The following is a 22,279-nucleotide window of genomic DNA, read 5'->3' as shown; positions in this document are numbered from 1 at the left end:
TTTCTTGATGTGATTTGATGTTAATTAAAGTGACATTAATTAATATATTCCTAATCATATAGACTGTGGGTCCTGTTGTCATTAGTTACTTTGAACATAAAAATACAATTAAATCAGTTAAAATGAACAATTGAAGATTGGATATGAAAAGAAAAACAAAAGAGCGTGTCATTATACATGACACGCTCTCCGTTCAAGACGTATGATCAGCTTCGCTAAGGGCTGAATTAACATTCAGCAGCGACTCCAGTGCAAAGGCCAGACGGAAGCGCAGGCTCTCCATCGGGTCCTTGATGTTCCTGCCGGTTAGTTTCTCACATTTCTCCAACCTATAGATCACTGTATTGCGATGTACAAACAGCTCTTTCGCTGTATCGACGATCTGGCAATGATTCTCATAGAAGGAGGACAAGGTCTTCATAAGTTCGCTGCGCTCGTTTGGATCTCGGCCTTCGAAGGGTTTAAAGGTTTCTTGATGGAACTGTAACATTTCATCGTGGGGAATCATACGCAGCAGGCGACTTATATCCATCGTCTGATAGGAATGGGCGAAGCGGGTCTTTCGCATCTGATAGCCGGATTGAAGTGCCTTGACTGCTTCCTTGTAGGAAAGCCCGATATCCAGTACATTCGTGTAGGGATTGCCTATTCCGAAAGAAAGACTAAGCTGCGACGCCATATACAGATTGCCCGCAATCCACTCAAGCTGCTGAATAACAGTGTGTTCATCCCAAGATGATTCGGCCAAAAAGACGAGTATGCCGAACTGGTCATTCTTCGTGAACATGACAAAAGAAAGATCCAGTTTGGTGAACTCCTGCTTAATCAGCTCGTAATTAGCGTCTCGTTCCGAGATGAACCGCTCTTCTCCTGAGGGAGTGAGAATGTGATTAGGTTTGTTCGTTAAAGGTTCATCCATCTTGGCGATGATGAGAACGGAACTTCCTTTTGCCTGCAGCCCGTATTTCTTGCCGCGATGCAGCGCTTCTTGTTCCGAACGAATGAAGCCTTGAATGAGATCGGAGAAATATTCATTTTTGTAACGGCGGGAGCGTTCCTTGACCGCTTGCTTCTTGGTTAACTCCAGACCGATTACATTGACGGCTTGTTCCAGTGCCAGAGTGGAGAGCTTAGAGCTTGCGGAACTGTCGTATAGTGCGATCAAATAGCCCTCGTGCCGATCCGTGAAGATGGGATGAAACTCGGCATGTCGATATTTCTCAGCGGTAAGTAGACAGATTGAGATTGTGGTATGGAAGGAAGGGTGCTCATCTATAAATGTCAGTAAGGGTGCGGCGAGAGACTGGTCATCCATCTGTTCTGCATAATGGGAGCTGGCCGTAATCTGTTTCTTGGAGCCAAGCAACAGTACAGGTGAGGATAACAACTGAGACAACGTATCTACGATAGAGGGGATGCCTTTTCCTTGCATCACCATCGTGGAAAATTGCTTGTGAATAGACAAGGCATAGTGGAGCTCATGGGTTTTGTTCTGTAGGATGGCACTGATCGAATGTTGAAATATTTCACCGAGTGTATTGTCTATCTCAGACAGCTCAATGATCGGGAAGCCCAGCCTGTCCGCTGTCTCGAGCAGTTGCGGAGATAATTCAAGAGAGAAGCGCTGTGTCTTGACAGCAAGCGCCGCACAACCAATCGCATGCATGTCAGTAATGAATCCAAGATGAGCTTCGGGCCGGTCTTTCAGGATATAACCGTTGGTCAGCAGCATATCTCCGGGTTTCAGGAATTGTACAATATCTGGCGCGTCCATAATATTAATGGATTGCACCAAGCGATCGAGGCCACGATGTCCGGCAATAACCTTTGCTTTGGAGAGAATGGGGATAGTCAATAACTGTTGCAGATCCATCTTCAACCCACCGCTTTCATCATAATATGTTATAAAATCTAACATTAAGTGAGGTGGGCGTAAAGAAGAGTTTGGATAAAGAGGCTAAATGATATTGATTTTTTAAGCAGATTGTACAAAATGCTGAGGTGGATTAGGTGTGTTTCTATTAAAATGCGTGAGGTAAAGTTACATAAGATAAGGAGGATCAGCAGTTGTCTGATTCGGTGATCATCGAATGGTGTCGATAGCTTTCGGAAATCCAATGCAAACAAATTTCTCATAAATATAAAAACTTTCCAATAATTCAATGCGTTATACTAAATAGATATAAAGAAAATTTGATACCTATTAACAATTCTATCACTAAAAAGGAGTTCTCGATCCATGAAAGGAAAAGGATTAGTATCGCTTCTACTTGCCAGTGTTGTTGCTAGTTCTATTTTAGTTGCATCGACTACAACTGCGGAAAGAGTCATAGCCCAAACTCCGATGGAAGCCGCAACTGAGTACTTTGATGCTTACATTGCTAAGGATGTAGAGGGGATGATGTTCTATGCTAAAGATACAAATTATTTGGATGAGAAGAGTCGTGAAGAAGGATATGTAAAGGACTTGAAGACCAATCCAACTACAGGGTATGAGATTGTGGAGAGCAAACAAATCAATACGGATGAAGTTCAACTTTATGTCGTTCAAAAGTATGCAGGACAAGACTATGAACAGTCACCGCCACTCCCATATAAAATTTTCAAAAGCGGAAATGGATGGAAGGTTTTAGTAGAGCCACTAGAAATCAATACATGGACAGGTGAAGTCACGAAAGGTACACCGATTCACGCTATGCAGTATACAGATTATTAGTTGTTGTATCTGTCTTCTACTAAAACATAGGCCCACTTGAACTAGAAGGCAATGGATCTATGAATGCATACTATAGAAACGATTGAGGAGTGACCTCCAATGAAAAAATTCTTGATCAGTACGGCATTGATTATGACAGTTTCGGCAGTGACTGCTTTAAGTATTTATGCCAGTAATTTTTATGATGATGCTACAGCGGATAACCCAAACTATCCAGATTTTGGTCCAGGAGTAACATTATCAGAAGAGGAAATAAATAGAGCTTTAGAAAATGTCAGTGGTATAACGACTTCTTTTGGAACATTTAAAAGGGTAACCGAGAAAGACCCCTACATTACCGAGAAGGAAACGGTTGATAACTTAGAACATTTAACGGCCGATACCAAACAAATTTTTTCTCATGGTAATTATTTTGTGAAAAGCGATTCCGAGAAATAAATTTGTCATAAAAGGAAGTTAGGAAAGGCGGTGTAAAAATGCCAGCTACTTGGACATTTAGTGCAGATAGGACAAGAGACATTCTCCCTTATAAGAAAATAATCTTATACTAGGAGCTGTTCATACTATGAAAATTTCAGACCGACTATTAAGACAATATTTAGATCATGTTTATTGGATATGTGGAGGCCCTTGCGGCGGAAAAAGCACGATGACTAATTTGCTTTCTTCAAAATGGAATATGAATTATTATTCTTCAGATGACCACACGTTCGATTATCAAAAAAAGGCTAATCCGCAGGATCATCCCGCCATATTACGACATTTTATTGATTGGGAATGGTTCTTTTTAGGACGAGGGAATGATAGAAGTCACTGGTTAAATTCCGTGTTTGACGAGAGTGTGGAATTTATCATCTTGGATTTGTTACAGATGGGGAAAGAGAAGCCAATCGTAGTAGATACTTTTATGGAACCTGCTTATCTAAGGGAGATCGCTGATCCCAACCGAGTTATTTATATGTTTGCAGAAGATGACCTCATTCGAGCAGATTATTTAGATCGAGATCACCTGAGAGGCATGGAGGGTTTGTTTCCTAATTTATCAGATCCACAACGTGCGCGGGACGAAACATTAAACACAGTGGTTAGAGCATCGAATCATTACCTGCAGCAAGCAGAGCAGTATCAATTAAAATGGTTTATGAGAACATCTCAGTCTAATAAAGAGCAGATGTTATTAGAAGTTGAGAGGCATTTCGGTTTTTCGAGAGACTGAAGGGACAAATTATATCATTCGTCGTTACACTTAAGGAATACGATAGCTCAATAAACCACAGAAAGCAGCCGATTAACCTAATCGGCTGCTTTTGTTCAGGTAACGGGCAGGTTAACTAAATGTCATCTTGCGAATTACAAGTGTAACTTTTGACTAATTAATAGCGTTGTTAATAACGAAAAACTTTTTATAGGTTCTTTAGAATAACTAACAAAAGAATACGAGGGATGAAGTATTGAAGAAAAAGAGACTGTTTTTAACTGTTGTATCATTAGTTTTGACCACAGCGACCCTAAATGCTTGTGATCCAACAAGTCCAACTCAAGAGAATTTGTCTCCTCCAAAATCTGTTTTATTTTCAAGCAAGTCCCAAAGTTCAACCCTTTCTGATTCTTTAAGCGAACAAGAGAGCAAACCCTCCCACTTTATTGCTTCTGGAGGCGCTACGGTGCAGCAACACTTTTCTATAAATCCGGAATTTGTACATATAAAACTGCTTATGAAGAACAATAGTAGCCATGAAGTCAATGTTAGTTTAACGCACTTGGATACTAATAGAGTGTATCTCTCTAGAACAATTGCTCCCGGGGAATCGTTAGATTGGATAAATGTTAAAGAAGGTTACTCAGAAGGTATGAGTACTGGAGACTACTTGCTTCAATGGAGTGGTGGCGGTTATCGTGTTGATGGGGAAGTATGGGGATCAGCTTGTTCAGAGTTGGACGATGTTGTTGATCTATCTTATTGAACTAACGGGCAGGTTAGTTTAAATACATATTCAACTTAGCAATCAATATTAAATGTACATTACTGGATTGTAGATCGCAGATTGCGAAGTTATGGAGTCAATTAATACAGCCCTATGCAAACCCGCTCTAAGCGCGTTTTTTTTATTTTAAAGGGTCAAGTTCATGTCCTTGGTCAGATACATGAATTTGACCCTATGCCGATAGTGGACATGAACAAGTCCTTATATCCGTTGACTACACAGAATGTCTACTCCGCTACTCTGGTGAGTGGGACGGGGTAAACTGCATATAGCTTGCGGAATACTCAGAAACTGCACGGGTAAAATGGTTTACCAAGGCACAACTCCATTTTCATCAAAAAAGCTACCCGTTGGACCATCATTATTGATTGTGGCGAGCTTAACTACACTGGAAGCTGCTTGTTCGACTGTGCGATAGCCAGTATTACCATTTAAATCGGTAGCTGTAAATCCAGGGCAAACCGAGTTGATTTTAATAGGAGTATCTCTTAATTCTTTAGCAAAGAAAACAGTTAAAGCATTTACAGCCGTTTTGGAACTATTATAGGCGAGCGAATTCACATTATAAAATTCCGACGTTGGGTCTGAATTCAAAGTTAAGGAACCTAATGCGCTGGAAAGATTTACGATTCTTCCGGCAGAAGATTTTTGGAGCAATGGAAGTAAAGCTTTGGTGACAGAAAATACGCCAAAAACGTTTGTCTCATAAGTATTCTTGAGAACGGACAGTTCCAGTTCCCTTGGAGATGTGTTGCCTTCAAAAAACACGCCTGCATTATTAATCAAGATATCAAGGTATCCATATTCTTGTTCAATCCATTCTACTGCGGAGAGAACGGAGCTGGGTTTTGTGACATCAAGAACCACCGTTTTAGCTTTAATGTTCTCCGTTTCCAAGCGCGTTACGGCCTCATGTCCTTTTTCTTCGCTTCTTGCTCCTATTAAAATCTCATACCCCATGTTTCCCAATTGTCTTGCTGTCTCAAAACCAATACCTTTGTTGCCACCTGTAATTAATACGATCTTGGATTTATTCATAAAATTTCCTCCCTAATCTGTTTTTACAACCTGTACTTACAAAAGTGTATTTATTTCTTATAGTTGTGACTGCTAGTTAGATTCTCTCATTGTAACCGTGATATATCTCCTTTCATTTCTGATATAGTTAATATAGTGGAAATGATTGATACTTATAAGTACGCACATTTTTGTAACTTAATGAATGGAGTGGCAATATGGGATATGGATTAAAAAATTATGGCGACTGCAGTGAAGAGGTTATAAAGGCCTGTCCTGTTGAAATGGTTTTACATATGATAGGAGGAAAATGGAAGGGAATCATTATCGACATTATATCCGAAAAATCGGTCAGATTTAATGAACTTAAACGATTAATACCAGGGATTACACAACGGATGTTGACTTTACAACTCAGGGAACTCGAGGCGGATGGGATTGTGAAGAGGGTCATAGAAGACACTGTGCCACCCAAAGTAGAATACTCCCTCACTGAACAAGGAAATAAATTGTCGAGTATCATCGAGTCTATAAGAGTATGGGGAAAAGAGTTTCAATCCTAAGTCTGCGATCGGGAAGTCTTAATGAATAGCTGTGTCGGAAATCGTAGGCGTCTCCATTTTTCACCGCGCCGCATAGCGGGATTCAACCATGATATTTTACACCTTACTAACTTGTTTATTATTTGTTTTAATCGTATTTTTGGCACTGTGGATGTATTATGCGAGAAAAATCTAAGGGCAGGTTCATGATAAAATAGAGCATCTTACTAAATTTGGAGGTGGTGGCGAGATGGCTCAAATTCTTGACAAAGGTCCTTTTTATCATGGGACACGAGCAGATTTGCAGATTGGGGACTTGCTTACAGCTGGCTTTCGTTCAAATTACAATCCGGATGTTGTGATGAATCACATTTATTTTACAGCTTTGCGTGATGGGGCTGGGTTAGCTGCGGAGTTGGCAAAAGGCGGTGGTGAACCGCGCGTGTATCTTGTTGAACCAACAGGGGAATGGGAAAATGACCCAAATGTGACGGACAAGAAATTTCCAGGTAATCCGACGAGATCATATCGCAGCATAGCCCCACTAAAAATTGTTGGCGAAGTGAAAGATTGGGTGCGACAAACGCCTGAACAACTCGCAGTTTGGCATAAACGCTTGGCGAAAATAGATAAAGGTGAGATTCTAAATTAGTCTAACTATTGAATGATCGGTAGACTTCTATTAAGTACTATATATGATGCTGTAATTAGAGAATTGTATGAGGAAATCAATCAAATTCTGGATACAGCTGAATTCAAAGGGCTAATGAAGTTTAGACTCCAGCCAAGTTTTCATGGACCGGAACGGATAGAGTATGGAGCTCTGTTCATGGGTGAACTGTGCGAACTTGATGATTTTGTTGAAAACGATGAAGCTTCTTCAATAATTCTTTGGGATGGCACATCCGAGATTGGTGATATCGCAGAAATAGATAGGAAGTTAATTGAATTCGTGTGATACATGATTGGACTATTGGTAAAAGATATTTCAGGGAATCAATGAACGAATTGAGCAACCCTCTCCATATATCATTCGTTAGAGTATGAGAGAGGTGATGTGAAATGAATAAAATGAGTAATAGCATCTTAATGTTGGTATCAGTGGTATTCGCGATGTTATCTGGGTGTTCATCAACAGAGAAAATTGAAGATAAAGTTACTGAACGTGTAGTCGCATCTGATTTTGTTCTCGAAGTAACAACACCAACTGTTATAGGCACGGGTGAGACAATGAAAGTAAAAGGGACTTTAAAATATACAGGTATTAAACCCGTTGAAGTTACCCATGGAAAACCTATAATTCGTTTCTCCTTCTCCGGTAGTAACGAGGAGCGTAATTATACGGATGTGGGATATGTAACTGAATTTATATCAGGTCAAGTGGTTGAGGTTGAAGATGAATTTATGGTAACCAAAAAAGGGAAACAAAATCTCATTGTGGATATGACCGCGGATATCTCTTTAACCATGAATCCAATTGAAATTCTTGTGAAGTAATTTTAGTTACATTGAGTTGTCGGGTAGATAAGTACGCTTAATGGATTTGTTTGTGAATAAACCAAAGCAAAAGAGAGCCAGACGTTTAAGTCAGGCTCTTCTTGGCGATGTATTGTGTCTCTGTGTCATTTGAATCCTGGCGCTTTAAGAATATCTTACTTGGTCGATGTAAGAGCACAACTAACAAGGCGAATAGTTGAATAAGTCCAGTTAATAATCCTTCATTCAGTAGTCCGATAAATAAAGCGATACTCAGGAACGTAACAGTCGATCTGAATTGTCGTTTGGTGATGCAAATGATAGCAAGCAAACTAGGAATGATCAAAAATATGATTCTCCCAGTAATTTCATTAGAGAAATTAATCAGATCATTGCCGTTCACTTGATAACCGGCAAAGGCTTCAGGATTTTGACTGAAAATATAGAGAAATACACTGAAAGAAACAATGAGGTATATAACTTTAATACTCAACAAGATGCGGACTACGTTCAGGATTGTGGGTGACTTCATAAGTTTCAATTTTCCTCCTCGACACTTCTAAACGGATACATTGTCTAACCGTGTTTTTGGTATAACTAGACTTATATCTTTAATCAGGTATTCCATTTTGTGTATCTCCCAAATTCATATGTGGTTATCTAAGTATACGGTTTGCTTGTAATTATTTGTATTAAACTAAAGTCCATATTAATTAATCAAATTTTCACCTCTTTTGTCCTGAAAAATGGTCGGAAATAGATTGGCAGAGGTACAGAGGCACTGCACGAATATGAAATGTTTTCGAAAATAATGCCTAATGAACTCATCGAAATTTATAAAAAAACCTCCTGTCCCACGGAGCATATGGGATTGGGAGGTTTTGATTATAGTGCATATTCAACGTTTATCGTACAAACCATCCAGTGGGCTGAGGGGCTACGTCTGCGGTATCTCGTAAATCATGGACTTTAACATTACTGCCATAGATCATGGAATCACTACTTAATCGGAATGAAGGGAAACTGTGCTCGGATTGCAGACGCAGAGAGGGTTCAAAGTAAATCTGCTGCTGTTTGTTGATTACAAAGGGAAGCGAACCCGCTTCTACGGTAACATCATCGCTATCCGGTTCGTTTAAGATCAGAAGTACCGCAATTCCGTCACAACCGCATCCATCGGTATCATAAAACAATTTGAAATAGCCTGGTCGATCTCCCAGCTTTTCAGTAAGTCTTGCTTCTGCCAGCGGACTGACTTGAATGATCATGACGTTGTTCACACTCCTCTAATCTCCAATGAATTCGCTTACAATTTAATATATGGACCATAAACGCAGATTAGAAGGTGAAATAAAGAAAAGCAAACATGTCCGGTTGAAAATATTGACGCTAATGCGTAATACAACGAACAATTCACGTATGAATGTCATACCCGGAACTTCTATGGGTTCAGTGTGAAATCATTCGCCCAACAATGAAACCCATTTCATCGGCATTCCTTATCTGGTATGATAAGCAGGGAAAATAGGGAAAATTAGAGAAAAAGGAAGGTTCCGCTATGACACCGATCACCATATACGACATCGCCAAGGAAGCAAATGTATCTGTCGCGACGGTCTCCCGGGTACTGAATGATACGGCACCTGTGCGTGCAAGCACCCGAGAGAAGATTATGTCCATCATCGAAAAACACCAGTTTCAGCCCAATGCGCAGGCGCGCAGTCTGATCAAGAAAGAGACGGGTACCATCGCCATCATCCTGCCGGACATTACAAACCCGTTTTTCCCGGAAGTGTTCTGGGGTGCGGAGAATGAGGCTCGCGGATTGGGGTATACCTTCTTTCTGTGCAATACTGCAGGCGACTACAACAGGGAATCTGAATATTTGTCCATCCTGAGAGAGAAGCGGGTAGACGGGATTATTTTTCTCGGAGGGCGAATCAACATGCAGGTCTGTCCGGATGACATGGCGCAGGAATTGATTGATATGGGCAAACGCATGCCGATCGTGCTGGTCAATGGCAATATTGCCAAAGGCGGGTTCCACCGGGTGTACACCGATGAAGGAGCAGGGGCGGCCCTTGCAGCTGAGCATTTGCTTGAACTGGGGCATCGCGATATCGCCTTTGTCGGCGGGCTGAAAGAGTTATCAACCACCATGGTCAAGGTCAGAGCTGTGCAGAAGAAACTTCGGGAGCATGGGCTCGAAATACCAAAAGAACGGCAACTGCTCGGCAGCTTCTCCATTGACGATGGCAAACGGGAAATGTCCAAACTGCTGGATCGGGACAATCCGCCAACCGCGGTCATATGTGTGAATGACAATACGGCCATTGGTGCAATCAAGTCGACGATTGAGCATGGGCTCTCGATTCCACAGGATATATCCATTGTGGGTTATGATGATACACCTCTTGCCAGTGCGGTTATACCGGAACTGACGACCGTTTCCCAGAACACATATCAGCTGGGCAAACAGGCTGTGGATGTGCTGCATGAGTTGATTAACCAAGGCAAACCGAAGAAGCAGATCATTCTGCAACCGGAGCTGATTGTGCGTCAAAGTACAGGACCTGCTGCAAGATAAAGGGCCTGTAATTGGAAAAGAAAGCGTTGACATTTCCTCGAAGGGTGAAATATAATGAGTGCGTGAATGAAACCCCTTTCATAAAGTGGAACGGGTTTTATGTTTCAGCTTAATGAAACCCATTTCATGAAACGGGTTTCAGTGTGGTCATCCATTCATTAGTTCAAGGGGGCGTAACGTATGAGAAGAAGTCTAAAGGTCATTTCGTTATTGATGCTGGTCATGGTAATGGGTCTGACAGCCTGCAGTAGCGGGAGTAAAAACGGTTCTTCCGGCGAGTCCGGTGGCAAGGTTGATCTAAGCATGACGATCTGGGGCTCGGAGGATGAGAAGAAGATTTATCAGGAACGACTCGACATTGTGAAACAGACGTATCCCGATATCAACGTGAAGCTGAACGTGGTTGCAGGAGATTATGACCAGAAGGTACAGACGATGATCGCCGGGGGAACAGCACCGGACATCATGATGATTGCCGAGAACTATCAGGCCTACGCCTCCAAGAATCAGATTATACCGCTGGATGACATGATTAAGGCGAACAATGTGAACATGTCTGAGCGTTATTCCGATGATATAGCAAACCTCATGAAATATGATGGCAAGCAATTTGGTTTGCCGGATCGGGCAGGCGCAATGGTCCTCTTTTATAACAAAGATCTGTTTGATAAAGCCGGGGTGGAATACCCAACCAAAGATTGGACGCAGGACGATCTGATGGCGGCTGCTCAGAAGCTGACGGTGAAGGAGAACGGCAAAACGACTCAATGGGGCTACTACCCAGGCAGCTGGTGGCCGCAATGGATGCAACTGATCTACCAGAACGGTGGCTCATTGTTCGATGAGAGTGGCAAACCAACTTTCGATACGGAGCCTGTGCGTAAAGCATTGCAATTCATGAATGATCTGACCTTCACCCACGGTGCAGGACCAACGCCAACTGAGATTGCCGACATGGGGAATATCGGAGCCGATCCGCTGTTTGCACAAGGCAAGATCGCCATGGAAACAACCGGTTTCTGGAACATTGGTTCGCTTGCTAAGGTCGAAGGCATCAACTGGGATATTTCTCCGGTATGGGGCGAAACAAACGCATTCTTCAACGGTTTAACGATTACCAACGCTTCCAAACACAAGGAAGAGGCATTCAAAGTGATTGAAGCAATGACGACACCAGAAGCGCAGATGCCAATGGTCAAAGCCGGTCAGGATGCTCCTGCAACCAAAGCGGGTCTGTCCAGTGATGAATTCCTCAATGCTGAATATGGTGGCAAAAAAATTAACATGGCTGCGTTCAGTGAATCGACGATCTATGCAGAACCATTCAACCCGCAATGGAACGAAATGATGAAGCTCATTAACGACAAGCTGGGTGTGTACTTCAATAACAAAGCTTCGCTTGATGATACCGTAACCGAAATCCAGAGTGGACTGGAAAGACTCTACAAATAGAGGTTGTTCAAATAGCATCGACAGGAGGACAGGTGGAATTCGGCGTGAATGCGGATTTCATCTGCTCTCTGCGTCATGGGAGGGCTTAACGTGAAAAAAAAGGACGGGAAATGGTTTTATATCTTCATCTCGCCTTGGCTGCTCGGATTTCTGGGGCTGACCCTGGGACCAATCCTATTTTCCATCTATATGAGCTTCACGAACTGGGATCTGTTCCAGTCCCCTGAATTTATCGGTATAGACAACTACAAAACACTGTTGACGGATGACCCGATCTTCTGGAAAGCGGTGGGAAATACGTTCTTCTACGCCCTGATATCGATCCCGCTGGGCATGTCGATCTCGCTCTGGATCGCGTATTACCTGAACAAGAAGATCAAAGGTATTACTTTCTTCCGGATTCTGTTCTACCTGCCTTCCGTCGTTCCGGTGGTTGCGAGTTCATTGCTCTTCATCCACTTGCTTGCGCCGACGGAAGGATTGATCAATCAGGCACTTGCGATCTTCGGTATTCAGGGTCCTGCCTGGCTTCTTGATCCGAACTGGGTTAAACCTGCATTGATTCTCATGTCCTTATGGGGTGTGGGTGGTGGTGTGGTATTACTGCTTGCAGGTATGAAAGGAATACCGCAGGAATTCTACGAGGCCGCTGCCATCGACGGTGCGAAAAGTACACAATCGTTCTTCCATATTACATTCCCGATGCTGACTCCCGTCATTTTCTTCAATCTCGTGACTGGCATGATCGGAGCGCTCCAGACCTTCGCGCAGGTATTCATCGTCACTGCCGGCGGACCTGATAATTCAAGTCAGATGGTCGTTCCCTACTTGTTCCAGAATGCGTTCCAATTCTACAAAATGGGATATGCATCGGCGATTGCGTGGGTATTATTCATTATCATCATGGCGTTGACACTGGTTGTATTCCGTTCATCGGCGCTATGGGTGCATTACGAGGAGGGAAAAGCCAATGAGTAATCCATCGACTGTGGAGAAGACGATATCCTACATTTTTCTGATTCTGGTCGGGGTGCTGCTTGCTTCACCTTTCCTGTACATGATCTCCATTGCACTGGCAAGTGACGCAACAACCGTCAAGTCAGCCTTTACCTTCGTACCGATGGAGTTCCAATGGTCGAACTTCTATACGATCTTCACGAATAACAATCTTGGTACGTATCTCAAAAACTCGATTATCATCACCGTCTTTACGATTGTCGGATCGGTATTATCAGCTTCGGTCGTATCCTACGGCTTCGCCCGGATCAAAGCGAAAGGAAGCCGTTTCCTGTTTATTGTGTTGCTCAGTACGATGATGATTCCGGGTGAGGTGACGATGGTGCCGCAGTTCATCATCTTCCGTCACCTGGACTGGATTAATACATTTTACCCGCTGATCGTACCGAGCTTCTTCGCTGGGGCATTCAACGTATTCCTGATTCGACAGTTCGTCATGAGTATTCCCAAATCACTGGATGAAGCCGCCATGATCGACGGAATGGGCCACCCGGGAATCTATTGGAGGATCATACTGCCACTGACGTATCCAATTCTGGCGGCCATTGCGATCTTCTCGTTTTCCTATAACTGGGGCAACTTCATGGGGCCGCTCATCTATATCAATGACCCGGAGAAAATGCCGCTTGCACTCGGGGTGCAGCTGTTGACTACGGTAGGTGGCGGACAGATGCCGCCTTGGAACCTTGTCATGATCGCTTCCCTTTTCCTCACCATTCCGATGGTGCTGGTCTATCTGTTCGGACAACGTTATGTCTATGAAGCGAACATTAGCGGCGGAAGCAGCGGAATCAAGTAACAGTAGGTGTGTAGCGTGTATGTATTGAACCTGTTGTTCAAGGCCAATGAAGTCATTAACGTACATGGAGAAAGGATTGTATAGCCCATGGCGCATAAAAAACAACGCAGCAGGAGCAAACGGAGTTACATCCTCATGGGTGTGGCCCTGGTTGCCCTGCTGGCAGGAGGAGGAATTGTTATCAATCATTTTGCCAATGAATCATCCAAAACACTTGAGTTCCAAGGGCAGCCTGTGCGTCTGAAGCTGGATCAGTCCTATGATCATTTTGAAGGCTGGGGCACGTCACTTGCCTGGTGGGCCAACGATCTTGGCGGATGGAAGGATCAGGCGAAAGTGAGTGAAGTGATGGATCTGGTCTTTGACCCGGAGAAAGGATTAGGTCTGAACATCGTTCGTTACAATATTGGCGGTGAGGAAAATCCGGAGATGAAAGCCCTCCGTCCCGGTGGGGATGTACCTGGCTTTCAGCCTGAACCTGGGGAGTGGGATTGGAATGCCGATGCAGGTCAGCGTGCTGTACTACAAGGCTCGATGGAGCGCGGCGTGAACATTGCTGAAGCATTCTCCAATTCACCACCCTACTGGATGACGATTAGTGGATCGGTTACCGGAGCCGTGGATGGCAGCAATAACCTGCGTGACGACCAGTATGATGCATTTGCCGATTATCTGACCGAAGTTGTGAAGCATTATCGGGACGAGTGGGGGATCACTTTCCGTACACTGAATCCGCTTAATGAACCTTCCTCCGACTGGTGGAAGAAAGGCAATATGCAGGAAGGCAGTCATTTTACGAATGAGAAGCAGGCCGAGATTATCAAGAAAGTCGCTGCATCGTTGAAGAGCAAAGGACTGGATGGAACCGTCATTAGTGCCGCGGACGATAACAGTATTGATGAGACGGTGTTTAATTTCAACCTCTACGATCAGGACACGCTGGACGTAATCCAGCAGATCAATACCCACTCCTATAATGGTAGCAAAATGGAAGAGCTGCGCACGCTGGCAGAAGGCCATGGCAAGAAGCTGTGGATGTCCGAGTACGGAACCGGCGGCAGCGAGCCGCACAGTCATGAGGATATGACCTCGGTGCAGGAGTTGGCGGAGCGGATCATGTTTGATCTGAAAATCATGCAGCCATCCGCCTGGGTATATTGGCAGGCCGTTGAAGATGAAGGGGCCAATAATAATTGGGGCTTCATTCACGCCAATTTTAACGGAGAAGAGCAGTATGAGATGACCAAACAGTATTATGGCATGGCCCAGTTTACGAAGTTCATTCGTCCTGGTGCTACAATTATTCCAACGGATGATGGTCGCACGTTGGCTGCCTATGATGCGGAACGTCAACGACTGGTGCTGGTCATTCGTAATGAATTGTCGGCTGGAACAACGGCGTTTGAACTGGAAGGGTATGCGTACGGAAAATCAGCCAACGCGCAGGTGTATCAGACTTCACCGGATCGGAACATGGAACAGCTTGAAGACATACCGGTGTACGCAAACGGACTGGAAGTGCCTACGGCCGACAATTCCATCACAACCGTTGTACTGGACGGTGTAACGTTGCAGTCAAAGTGATAACAGTGATCTGAAAGTTGTTCTGTCATTGTAGTCTCGGTGTAAATTGTCATCTAGTTCAACGGATTTGTTTTGCCTTATATTTTTAAAAAAGTCATAGGACATATGAAACTATATAAATTGAATTAAACATTTACACCAAACGGAGAGGACAGAAAAAACCTGAAGAAGCGAAGCGTTCGCCTTTATCCCCGGATTTTCCCCTTTGAGAAAAGAAAATCAAAAAATCTGGGGATAACAGCGATCGGAAGGTTATTCTGTCATCGAAGTGCGCAGTGTAAATAAGCTTTAGTTCAATTTATATCAATAAAGAGAAGGAGGGGATATCTTTGACAGAGAAAGCATCCCTTTTGCTGCAGGAACAGGAGAAGAACACCGCCAGGGCTGAGAACAGTGTTCAATCTGAATTAACATACGATGCACGCAGTTTTTTCCTGAACGGAGAGCGTGTATTTCTGAACAGTGCAACGATCCATTATTTCCGTATGCCAAAGGAGGAATGGCGTGAGGTTCTGCTGAAGGCGAAGCTGGCAGGTATGAACTGCATCGACACCTACTTTGCGTGGAACGTGCATGAACCGGAAGAAGGACAGTGGTCCTTTGAAGGGGACAACGATTGCGGAGCATTTCTGGATTTGTGCGCAGAACTGGGCATGTGGGTCATCGCACGTCCGGGTCCGTTTATCTGTGCAGAATGGGATTTTGGCGGTTTCCCATACTGGCTTGGTACGAAGGACGGCGTGAAATTCCGGGAAAACAATGAGATGTATCTGCACTATGTGAATTTGTATTTTGACCGGCTTGTGCCAATTATTCGGGAGCGACAGTTATCAGCTGGGGGTACGGTCATTCTTGTGCAGGTGGAGAATGAATACGGGTATCTGATGGATGACGCTGCTGCAAGTGACCATATGATTACGCTGAGAGATGGATTGTTGCAACGTGGCATTGACGCTACGCTGATCACTTGCGTTGGCGGGGCGGAAGGCACCATTGAAGGGGCTAATTTCTGGTCAGGTGCTGACGGGCATTATGAGAAACTTCGAGTCAAACAGCCGGACACCCCGAAGATGGTCACTGAATTCTGGACCGGATGGTTTGAGAATTGGGGAGGGCCTTCAGCCATTCAGAAGACAGCGCCTTTGCTGGAGAGACGTATCATGGAGATTTTGCGTGCCGGGTATACCGGAATCAGTCACTACATGTTCTATGGTGGCACGAACTTCGGAGGATATGGCGGCAGAACGATGGGTAGCAGTGACATCTTCATGATTACGTCCTATGACTATGATGCACCGCTGAACGAATATGGACGGGTGACACCGAAATATGCTGTAACCAAGAATTTGTCCTATTTCGTCCATGCTTTCGGGGCCCTTCTGATGGAAACAGAGGAAATTCCAGAAGAACAGATCGTTGTACGTCATCCTGAAGGCATATCTGTACGAGGCAGACAGGCTAACAACCAGAAGATTTGGTTCCTGGAGAGTCACAAGGATGAACGGGAGACCATGCACATTACGCTAGAGGAAGGCCGGACTCTTCTCGTATCGCTGAATCCAGGACAGATTGTTCCGTTGCTGGATCGAGTACAGATTGCTGAACACGTATACCTGACTGCAGGAACGATGATTACGGGCAATGAAATGATCAATGGAGTATTGACCCTGTTCATCGTGGCCCCAGCAGGGCAGCGTTCCATAGTTGAATTGGAAGCCGTGGACTTGAACGTCATGGACAGTTCGCTGCAAGTGCTGGTCGAGCATGATTCATCAAGGAATGTACACCGCTTCGACCTGTTCCATTTCCAGGAGCCGGGAATGATCCAACTGGAAGCAAACGGCACACCGATCCGTTTCGTCATTCTGGATCAAGAGATGATGAATCGAACATGGCGATTGGAAGCAACAGATCAGAAGGGACTACGTTATGTGATCGGGTTCGATGACGTGGACGTGTTGTCATCTGGTCAGGTCAAGGGCATGATCACGGATCCGGATCGCATGATAATGCTGCTTGGTGACTGGACAGATGGAGAACGGACGTTAACAGGTCACGAGTTCTTTGACGGTGAGGAGTCTATTACAGGTATACAGCAGCAGCTTCCGTGGACATTACCGAGTGCGCCGACGTTGTCTGATTCTCCTGAGATGTCACGTATTACGTTAACTGCGAAGCAACGCTCGGCGAGTGGACAACCCGAAGACTTTTCCCGATACGGACAAGATTTTGGTTATCTATTGTACGAATGTGATTTCGAGAGTCCAACCGAAGGGGTCACTAACCTCATTTTGCCGGATATCCAGGATACTGCCAGAATCATCGTTAATGGTGTTCAGCAGGCATTAGTGCGTCAGATAGGTGCCGCTGGAGTGCAGTTGCAGGTGGCCAAAGGGAAGAATACACTTCAGATTCTGGTACAGCATATGGGCAGATTGAACTTCTCTCCGTATTTAGGTGAGAGCAAAGGTCTGGCTGGTGCTGTGTATCTGAGTGGCAAGGTTCAGGATATTCGTCGGGATTGGCGTATGGAGAGTGGACTTGTGCATCTCGATGAGGTGAACTCTCTCCAAGAATCTCCACTTCTGAGCAGAAGCTTTACGCTGGATGGCATGGATCGTGCGATTCTCGTGGGTGCACTGAGCAAAGGCCTTCGTATCAATGGCATCGAAGTTCCGATGGAAGGATATCAGGATTGGTTTGCCTTCCAGACGTTAGACATATCCTTGTATATCAAGCCCGGAGAGACAAATACACTGGAAATGCCGTATAGCCGCTCTTCGCTGGATCGACTGGAACTAATCACATATCCGAGTCAGGGAGAACTGAAGGATTGGCGTATGGCAGGGACGGATGCATTGCTTCCGCAACAATGGGTGAGCTACGAGGTAGGACAGGAATCGATCCAACCTGGAGCACAGGGGTCAATCCAGCGTGCAGGACAGCCTGGTATCGCCGCAGGTGGCAATTGTACTGCCAATCTGGTGCCCCACACCACGAATGAATCGGTTAATCGTGCTACATTGAGTGAGAAGTCTCACCCTGTATCCAATCATACTCCAATCCGAGGATCGTATGGTCAGCCGGTCTGGTACCGCTGGCGTTTCGCGAAGCCTGCGGTTTCGGAGCATCATAAAGTGAATCTGATGCTTCGCCTGACCGGGATGAGCAAAGGAACGATTCACCTGAACGGACATCATCTGGGCCGTTACTGGCAGATTGGTCCGCAAGAGGATTACAAAATTCCAGTAGCATGGCTACAGGAAGAGAATGAATTACTTTTGTTCGATGAAGAAGGAAAAACGCCAGAACGGGTACGATTCCTGTTGGACGCATTATCCCGTTATCCGTGGGTTGCGGTGGAATAGTTCATGTATGGATCGTTAGCTGTCTTACCGATTCAACTATGGTTGAGAACAAGAACTGGATCGAGATAGTTCGAGTCGCACGCTACGTTTCACCTTTTAACACAGTCACACTACCTCATTTTCTTAGTCAAATAACCCGAGCTTGTGAATCTTTGGATTCAGTCTTGTGAGTGAATTAGCTAAGGGAATGGGGGAACTGTGGTGATCAGGTTGGTACAACGAACTAAGGTAACACTTGTAGATTAATGAATTGTAACCGTTTACATATATAAAGAGTGTTCATCCATGATCTGTGAAGGGAGTGATGCTTCATGTAATTGGAATTTGAACAGGTAGTCGTAAGGTGTGCTTATAGAGGGATGACTCCAAGATAACGTTTAAATCGGCTGTAAGGTATGTTAAGTCTAATTCATTATTCCTTTCAATCCTGGATAAGGAGATGACCTGATGTTAACGAAGAGGAAAGACAGAGCAAGAGGACACAGCGGTTTCAAGGCCGGAATGATCCTGCTGCTTGGAACATTGCTTCTATTAACCATGGTATTCCCCAATACAGCCAGAGCAGCGACAAGTGTCTATACGATATCCGCCTTCACGAACACAAGTGAGTCCAATATGTATATCTATGAATCCTATAATGCGACACACTATGGTTTGCTAAAAGGGCCAGCCTATACACCTCCGGCCAATCTGATCCGCGATCCAAGCATCATGAAGCACACAGATGGTCTATATTACGTCGTCTACACCACGAACTGGTCAGGGAATACCATCGGCATCGCCTCCAGCCCGGATAAGGTTAACTGGACATTTGTTCGTAACATTACATTATCCACACCTGCCACAATCGCACACACCTGGGCACCGGAATGGTTCAAAGACAGCAACGGCAGTCTGAATATTATCGTGTCCCTCTCCCCAGGCAACTATGAGAATTTCAAACCTTATGTCCTCACAGCTTCAGGCAGCAATCTAGCGTCTACCTCATGGTCTGCACCTACTGAACTGGCAGGCATTGCTCCCAATTATATCGACACTTTTATTGTGAAGACAGGCTCAACCTATCATGCGTTTACCAAGAATGAGACCACTAAATACATTGAATATGCGACATCCACTTCGCTAAAGGGTCCTTATACCTTCAAAGGTACAGGAGATTGGGCAGGTTGGGGCTCTTGGGTGGAAGGTCCGGCGCTTGTTCAACTGGATAATGGTTCATGGCGAATCTACTTTGACGGCTATGCAACACAAAAATATTATTACAGCGACTCTGCTGATAACTTCCAGACCTGGGGTGCCAAACAAGAGATTGCAGGTCTTACCGGACTCGTCCGGCATATGACCGTATTGAAAGAATCCGGACAACCGGGTGATATCCGCAAGTTGGAGTCATTCAATGTGCCGGGCAGCTTCATTCGTCACTACAACTATCAGGCACGGATTGATGTCAATGTCAGTCCAGCGGAAGATGCACAATTCCGTATCGTTCCCGGGCTGTCGAATGCAACAGGCATTTCGTTTGAGTCCATGAATTATCCGGGTTATTTCCTGCGCAATAATAATGGCAGCATCACACTCGTGAAAAATGACGGCAGCACTACATTCCGAAATGACGCCACGTTCAAACGGGTAAATGGACTTGCTAACGCCAGTTGGACATCGTATACCTCGTTTAGTAATCCGAACCTGTATCTTAGACATTACAACAATGTGCTGAAATTGGAAGCTGTCGTTACCGCACTTGATAAGTCAGACGCGACCTTCCGAGAGGTTGCACAATAATGGGTGTTCGTTTTCTAAAAAATCACAAGGAGTGAAGCGGATGAAGTGGTTAAAACGAATGAGCTCGCTGCTGCTGGCAGGAAGTCTGCTAACAAGTAGTTTGGGTCTGGGCACAGAGGTATCTGCTGCGGGAGCCTACACGGCTGTTGCCGATCCATCGAAGCAATATCAGACGATGGAAGGATGGGGAACATCCCTCGCGTGGTGGGGCAAGGTGGTTGGAGAATACTCCAATCGGGATGAGTATGTGGAGAAAATGTTCAATGCGAATACCGGACTGGGGCTGAACATCCTGCGGTACAACATTGGAGGCGGGGATAATCCATCGTCCAATATCCTTGAATATCGCAAAGCCGTTCCTGGTTACCAGCCTTCTCCGGGCGTGTATGACTGGAATGCAGATGCAAACCAACGATATATGCTGCAAGCTGCCAAAGCGCAAGGCGTGAATGTCATCGAAGCTTTTGCGAATTCCGCACCTTACTGGATGACCATCAGTGGTAATGTGTCCGGTTCGGCCAATGGAGGTAACAACCTCAAGCCCGATTACTACGATGATTTTGCCGATTACTTAACCGAGGTTGTGAAGCATTTTCGGGATAACTGGGGGATCACATTTGATAGTGTAACTCCGCTGAATGAACCGATCTCGACATGGTGGAAGCAGAGCAATGACCAGGAGGGCATGCACTTTGACCGGGCGGATCAGAACACAATTCTGAGTCAGCTACAAGCTTCGTTGAATGCGAAGGGTCTGTCCACGAAGCTGAGCGCACCGGAAGAATACAGTATCGATGATACCAATGTGTCGTTCAACAGCTACAGCAATGCGGTTAAATCAGCGATTACTCAGATCAATACCCATACGTATGGTGGAAGCAATCGTACGGCTTTGCGCAACACAGCGACGTCTGCGGGCAAACATCTGTGGACCTCGGAATATGGCGATGGGGATGCAAGCGGACTTACGATGTCACGGACCATCCTCAAGGATATTCGCAATATGGGCGCAAGTGGATGGGTGTATTGGCAAGCCGTGGATAGTGCCGACGGATGGGGATTCTTCAAAAACGTGTTGAACAATACCCAAACGACCAGTTACACCGTGAACCAAAAATACTATGTCATGGGTAATTACAGCAAATTTATTCGTCCTGGGTACAAGATTATCGGCATGAGTGATGCCAATACCCTTGCAGCCTATGATGCGGCTTCCGGCAAAGTTGTGCTGGTAACAACCAATTCGGATTCGACGGATACAACGGTAACCTATGATCTCAGTCGTTTTACGAACACAGGCACGTCTGCTCAAGTATATCGGACCTCTTCAACAGAGAAGTTGCAGCAACTGACCAATATTTCGGTGCAAAACAAAACCTTTACCGCTACGGCCAAGGCCAATTCGGTCACAACCTACGTCATTTCCGGTGCAACTTACAATGGCGGTACAGGATATGAATCCGGGGCCATCTACAAATTAATCAACCGCAACAGTGGACTTGCACTCGATGTTAACGGTGCTTCTTCTACGGGTGGGGCAACAATCATTCAGTGGAATGATAATGGAGCAGCCAACCAGCAGTGGAAACTGGAGTCCGCAGGGAACGGATATTACAACATCCGCAATGTGGGCAGTGGGCTTTTGCTGGATGTGAATTCGGGTTCTACACAAGGCGGAGCCGCTCTGATTCAGTGGCAAGATAACGGGGGCAACAATCAGCAATGGCTGCCAATTGATGTGGGAGGATATGTGGTACTTGCGAATCGAAACAGTGGCCTGACGATTGACATCAATCAAGGTTCTCTGACCGCGGGTGCCTCCACGATTCAGTGGGCCGACAATGGCGGGGCCAATCAGCAATGGAGCCTAGTCAAAGTTAATTAGTGTGAGTACGCATGAATTAACCGTTATTACGTGTCCTTCTTTCTTGGAGGTGCAGTGCTCTAAGCAACA

Annotated in this window: 20 protein-coding genes; 16 read left to right on the top strand and 4 right to left on the bottom strand. The window is 45.0% G+C overall.

Annotated elements, in window-relative coordinates; all coding sequences use genetic code 11:
* Positions 1-193 precede the first annotated feature (193 nt).
* Complete coding sequence (locus ACETMN_RS25410; RefSeq protein WP_411735282.1) at positions 194-1,855, bottom strand: PucR family transcriptional regulator; 1,662 nt, start codon at positions 1,853-1,855, stop codon at positions 194-196.
* 384 nt (positions 1,856-2,239) lie between these two features.
* On the opposite strand from ACETMN_RS25410, the gene ACETMN_RS25405 reads away from it, so the two are divergent.
* The 4 genes from ACETMN_RS25405 to ACETMN_RS25390 all read left to right on the top strand — a co-directional run bounded on the left by ACETMN_RS25405 (position 2,240) and on the right by ACETMN_RS25390 (position 4,680).
* Positions 2,240-2,716, top strand: coding sequence for a hypothetical protein (locus ACETMN_RS25405; RefSeq protein WP_411735281.1), 477 nt, complete (start codon positions 2,240-2,242; stop codon positions 2,714-2,716).
* Positions 2,717-2,815: 99 nt separating this feature from the next.
* On the top strand, positions 2,816-3,154 hold the full coding sequence (locus tag ACETMN_RS25400; protein ID WP_411735280.1) for a hypothetical protein: 339 nt from the start codon (positions 2,816-2,818) through the stop codon (positions 3,152-3,154).
* Positions 3,155-3,281: 127 nt separating this feature from the next.
* A complete protein-coding gene (locus ACETMN_RS25395; RefSeq protein ID WP_411735279.1) occupies positions 3,282-3,932 on the top strand; it encodes a hypothetical protein in 651 nt (216 codons plus the stop codon).
* Positions 3,933-4,167: 235 nt separating this feature from the next.
* Positions 4,168-4,680, top strand: a complete 513-nt coding sequence (locus ACETMN_RS25390; RefSeq protein WP_411735278.1) for a hypothetical protein — start codon at positions 4,168-4,170, stop codon at positions 4,678-4,680.
* A 330-nt stretch (positions 4,681-5,010) separates the two neighbouring features.
* On the opposite strand, the gene ACETMN_RS25385 is transcribed toward ACETMN_RS25390, so the two are convergent.
* Complete coding sequence (locus ACETMN_RS25385) at positions 5,011-5,739, bottom strand: SDR family oxidoreductase (RefSeq protein ID WP_411735277.1); 729 nt, start codon at positions 5,737-5,739, stop codon at positions 5,011-5,013.
* A gap of 197 nt (positions 5,740-5,936) precedes the next feature.
* Here ACETMN_RS25385 and ACETMN_RS25380 point away from each other — a divergent pair, with 197 nt between their 5' ends.
* From ACETMN_RS25380 to ACETMN_RS25365, 4 genes are all read left to right on the top strand, one after another.
* Positions 5,937-6,281, top strand: a complete 345-nt coding sequence (locus ACETMN_RS25380; protein ID WP_411735276.1) for a winged helix-turn-helix transcriptional regulator — start codon at positions 5,937-5,939, stop codon at positions 6,279-6,281.
* A gap of 229 nt (positions 6,282-6,510) precedes the next feature.
* On the top strand, positions 6,511-6,912 hold the full coding sequence (gene arr / locus ACETMN_RS25375) for an NAD(+)--rifampin ADP-ribosyltransferase (RefSeq protein WP_411735275.1): 402 nt from the start codon (positions 6,511-6,513) through the stop codon (positions 6,910-6,912).
* A 12-nt stretch (positions 6,913-6,924) separates the two neighbouring features.
* Positions 6,925-7,218 carry a hypothetical protein gene (locus tag ACETMN_RS25370; protein WP_411735274.1) on the top strand — a complete coding sequence of 98 codons (294 nt, stop codon included), beginning with the start codon at positions 6,925-6,927 and terminating at the stop codon, positions 7,216-7,218.
* Positions 7,219-7,322: 104 nt separating this feature from the next.
* Positions 7,323-7,757 (top strand): hypothetical protein, encoded by a 435-nt coding sequence (locus ACETMN_RS25365; protein ID WP_091013479.1) that lies wholly within the window; start codon positions 7,323-7,325, stop codon positions 7,755-7,757.
* An 85-nt stretch (positions 7,758-7,842) separates the two neighbouring features.
* Here ACETMN_RS25365 and ACETMN_RS25360 read toward each other — a convergent pair whose 3' ends face one another.
* A complete protein-coding gene (locus ACETMN_RS25360; protein ID WP_091013482.1) occupies positions 7,843-8,268 on the bottom strand; it encodes a hypothetical protein in 426 nt (141 codons plus the stop codon).
* 373 nt (positions 8,269-8,641) lie between these two features.
* Positions 8,642-9,004: an iron-sulfur cluster biosynthesis family protein gene (locus tag ACETMN_RS25355; protein ID WP_017687018.1), complete on the bottom strand. Its 363-nt coding sequence runs from the start codon at positions 9,002-9,004 to the stop codon at positions 8,642-8,644.
* A 290-nt stretch (positions 9,005-9,294) separates the two neighbouring features.
* Here ACETMN_RS25355 and ACETMN_RS25350 point away from each other — a divergent pair, with 290 nt between their 5' ends.
* The 8 genes from ACETMN_RS25350 to ACETMN_RS25315 all read left to right on the top strand — a co-directional run bounded on the left by ACETMN_RS25350 (position 9,295) and on the right by ACETMN_RS25315 (position 22,210).
* Entirely contained in the window at positions 9,295-10,323 is a 1,029-nt protein-coding gene (locus ACETMN_RS25350) for a LacI family DNA-binding transcriptional regulator (RefSeq protein WP_105599944.1), read from the top strand.
* Between the two features lie 180 nt (positions 10,324-10,503).
* Complete coding sequence (locus tag ACETMN_RS25345) at positions 10,504-11,775, top strand: ABC transporter substrate-binding protein (RefSeq protein ID WP_091013486.1); 1,272 nt, start codon at positions 10,504-10,506, stop codon at positions 11,773-11,775.
* Positions 11,776-11,865: 90 nt separating this feature from the next.
* Positions 11,866-12,753, top strand: a complete 888-nt coding sequence (locus ACETMN_RS25340; RefSeq protein ID WP_091013489.1) for a carbohydrate ABC transporter permease — start codon at positions 11,866-11,868, stop codon at positions 12,751-12,753.
* Complete coding sequence (locus ACETMN_RS25335) at positions 12,746-13,591, top strand: carbohydrate ABC transporter permease (RefSeq protein WP_091013492.1); 846 nt, start codon at positions 12,746-12,748, stop codon at positions 13,589-13,591. The genes ACETMN_RS25340 and ACETMN_RS25335 overlap by 8 nt, the downstream gene beginning before the upstream one ends.
* 87 nt (positions 13,592-13,678) lie before the next feature.
* Positions 13,679-15,175, top strand: coding sequence for a glycoside hydrolase family 30 protein (locus ACETMN_RS25330; RefSeq protein WP_411735273.1), 1,497 nt, complete (start codon positions 13,679-13,681; stop codon positions 15,173-15,175).
* Between the two features lie 329 nt (positions 15,176-15,504).
* Positions 15,505-18,543, top strand: coding sequence for a beta-galactosidase (locus ACETMN_RS25325; protein WP_411735272.1), 3,039 nt, complete (start codon positions 15,505-15,507; stop codon positions 18,541-18,543).
* A gap of 447 nt (positions 18,544-18,990) precedes the next feature.
* Positions 18,991-20,325: an AbfB domain-containing protein gene (locus tag ACETMN_RS25320; RefSeq protein WP_411735271.1), complete on the top strand. Its 1,335-nt coding sequence runs from the start codon at positions 18,991-18,993 to the stop codon at positions 20,323-20,325.
* Between the two features lie 40 nt (positions 20,326-20,365).
* Positions 20,366-22,210 (top strand): RICIN domain-containing protein, encoded by a 1,845-nt coding sequence (locus ACETMN_RS25315; protein ID WP_341073793.1) that lies wholly within the window; start codon positions 20,366-20,368, stop codon positions 22,208-22,210.
* The last annotated feature ends 69 nt before the right edge of the window (positions 22,211-22,279 follow it).

The organism is Paenibacillus sp. M2, from assembly GCF_046713495.1.
Lineage (GTDB): Bacteria > Bacillota > Bacilli > Paenibacillales > Paenibacillaceae > Paenibacillus > Paenibacillus amylolyticus_B.
This window is presented reverse-complemented; position numbering and strand designations above follow the sequence as displayed.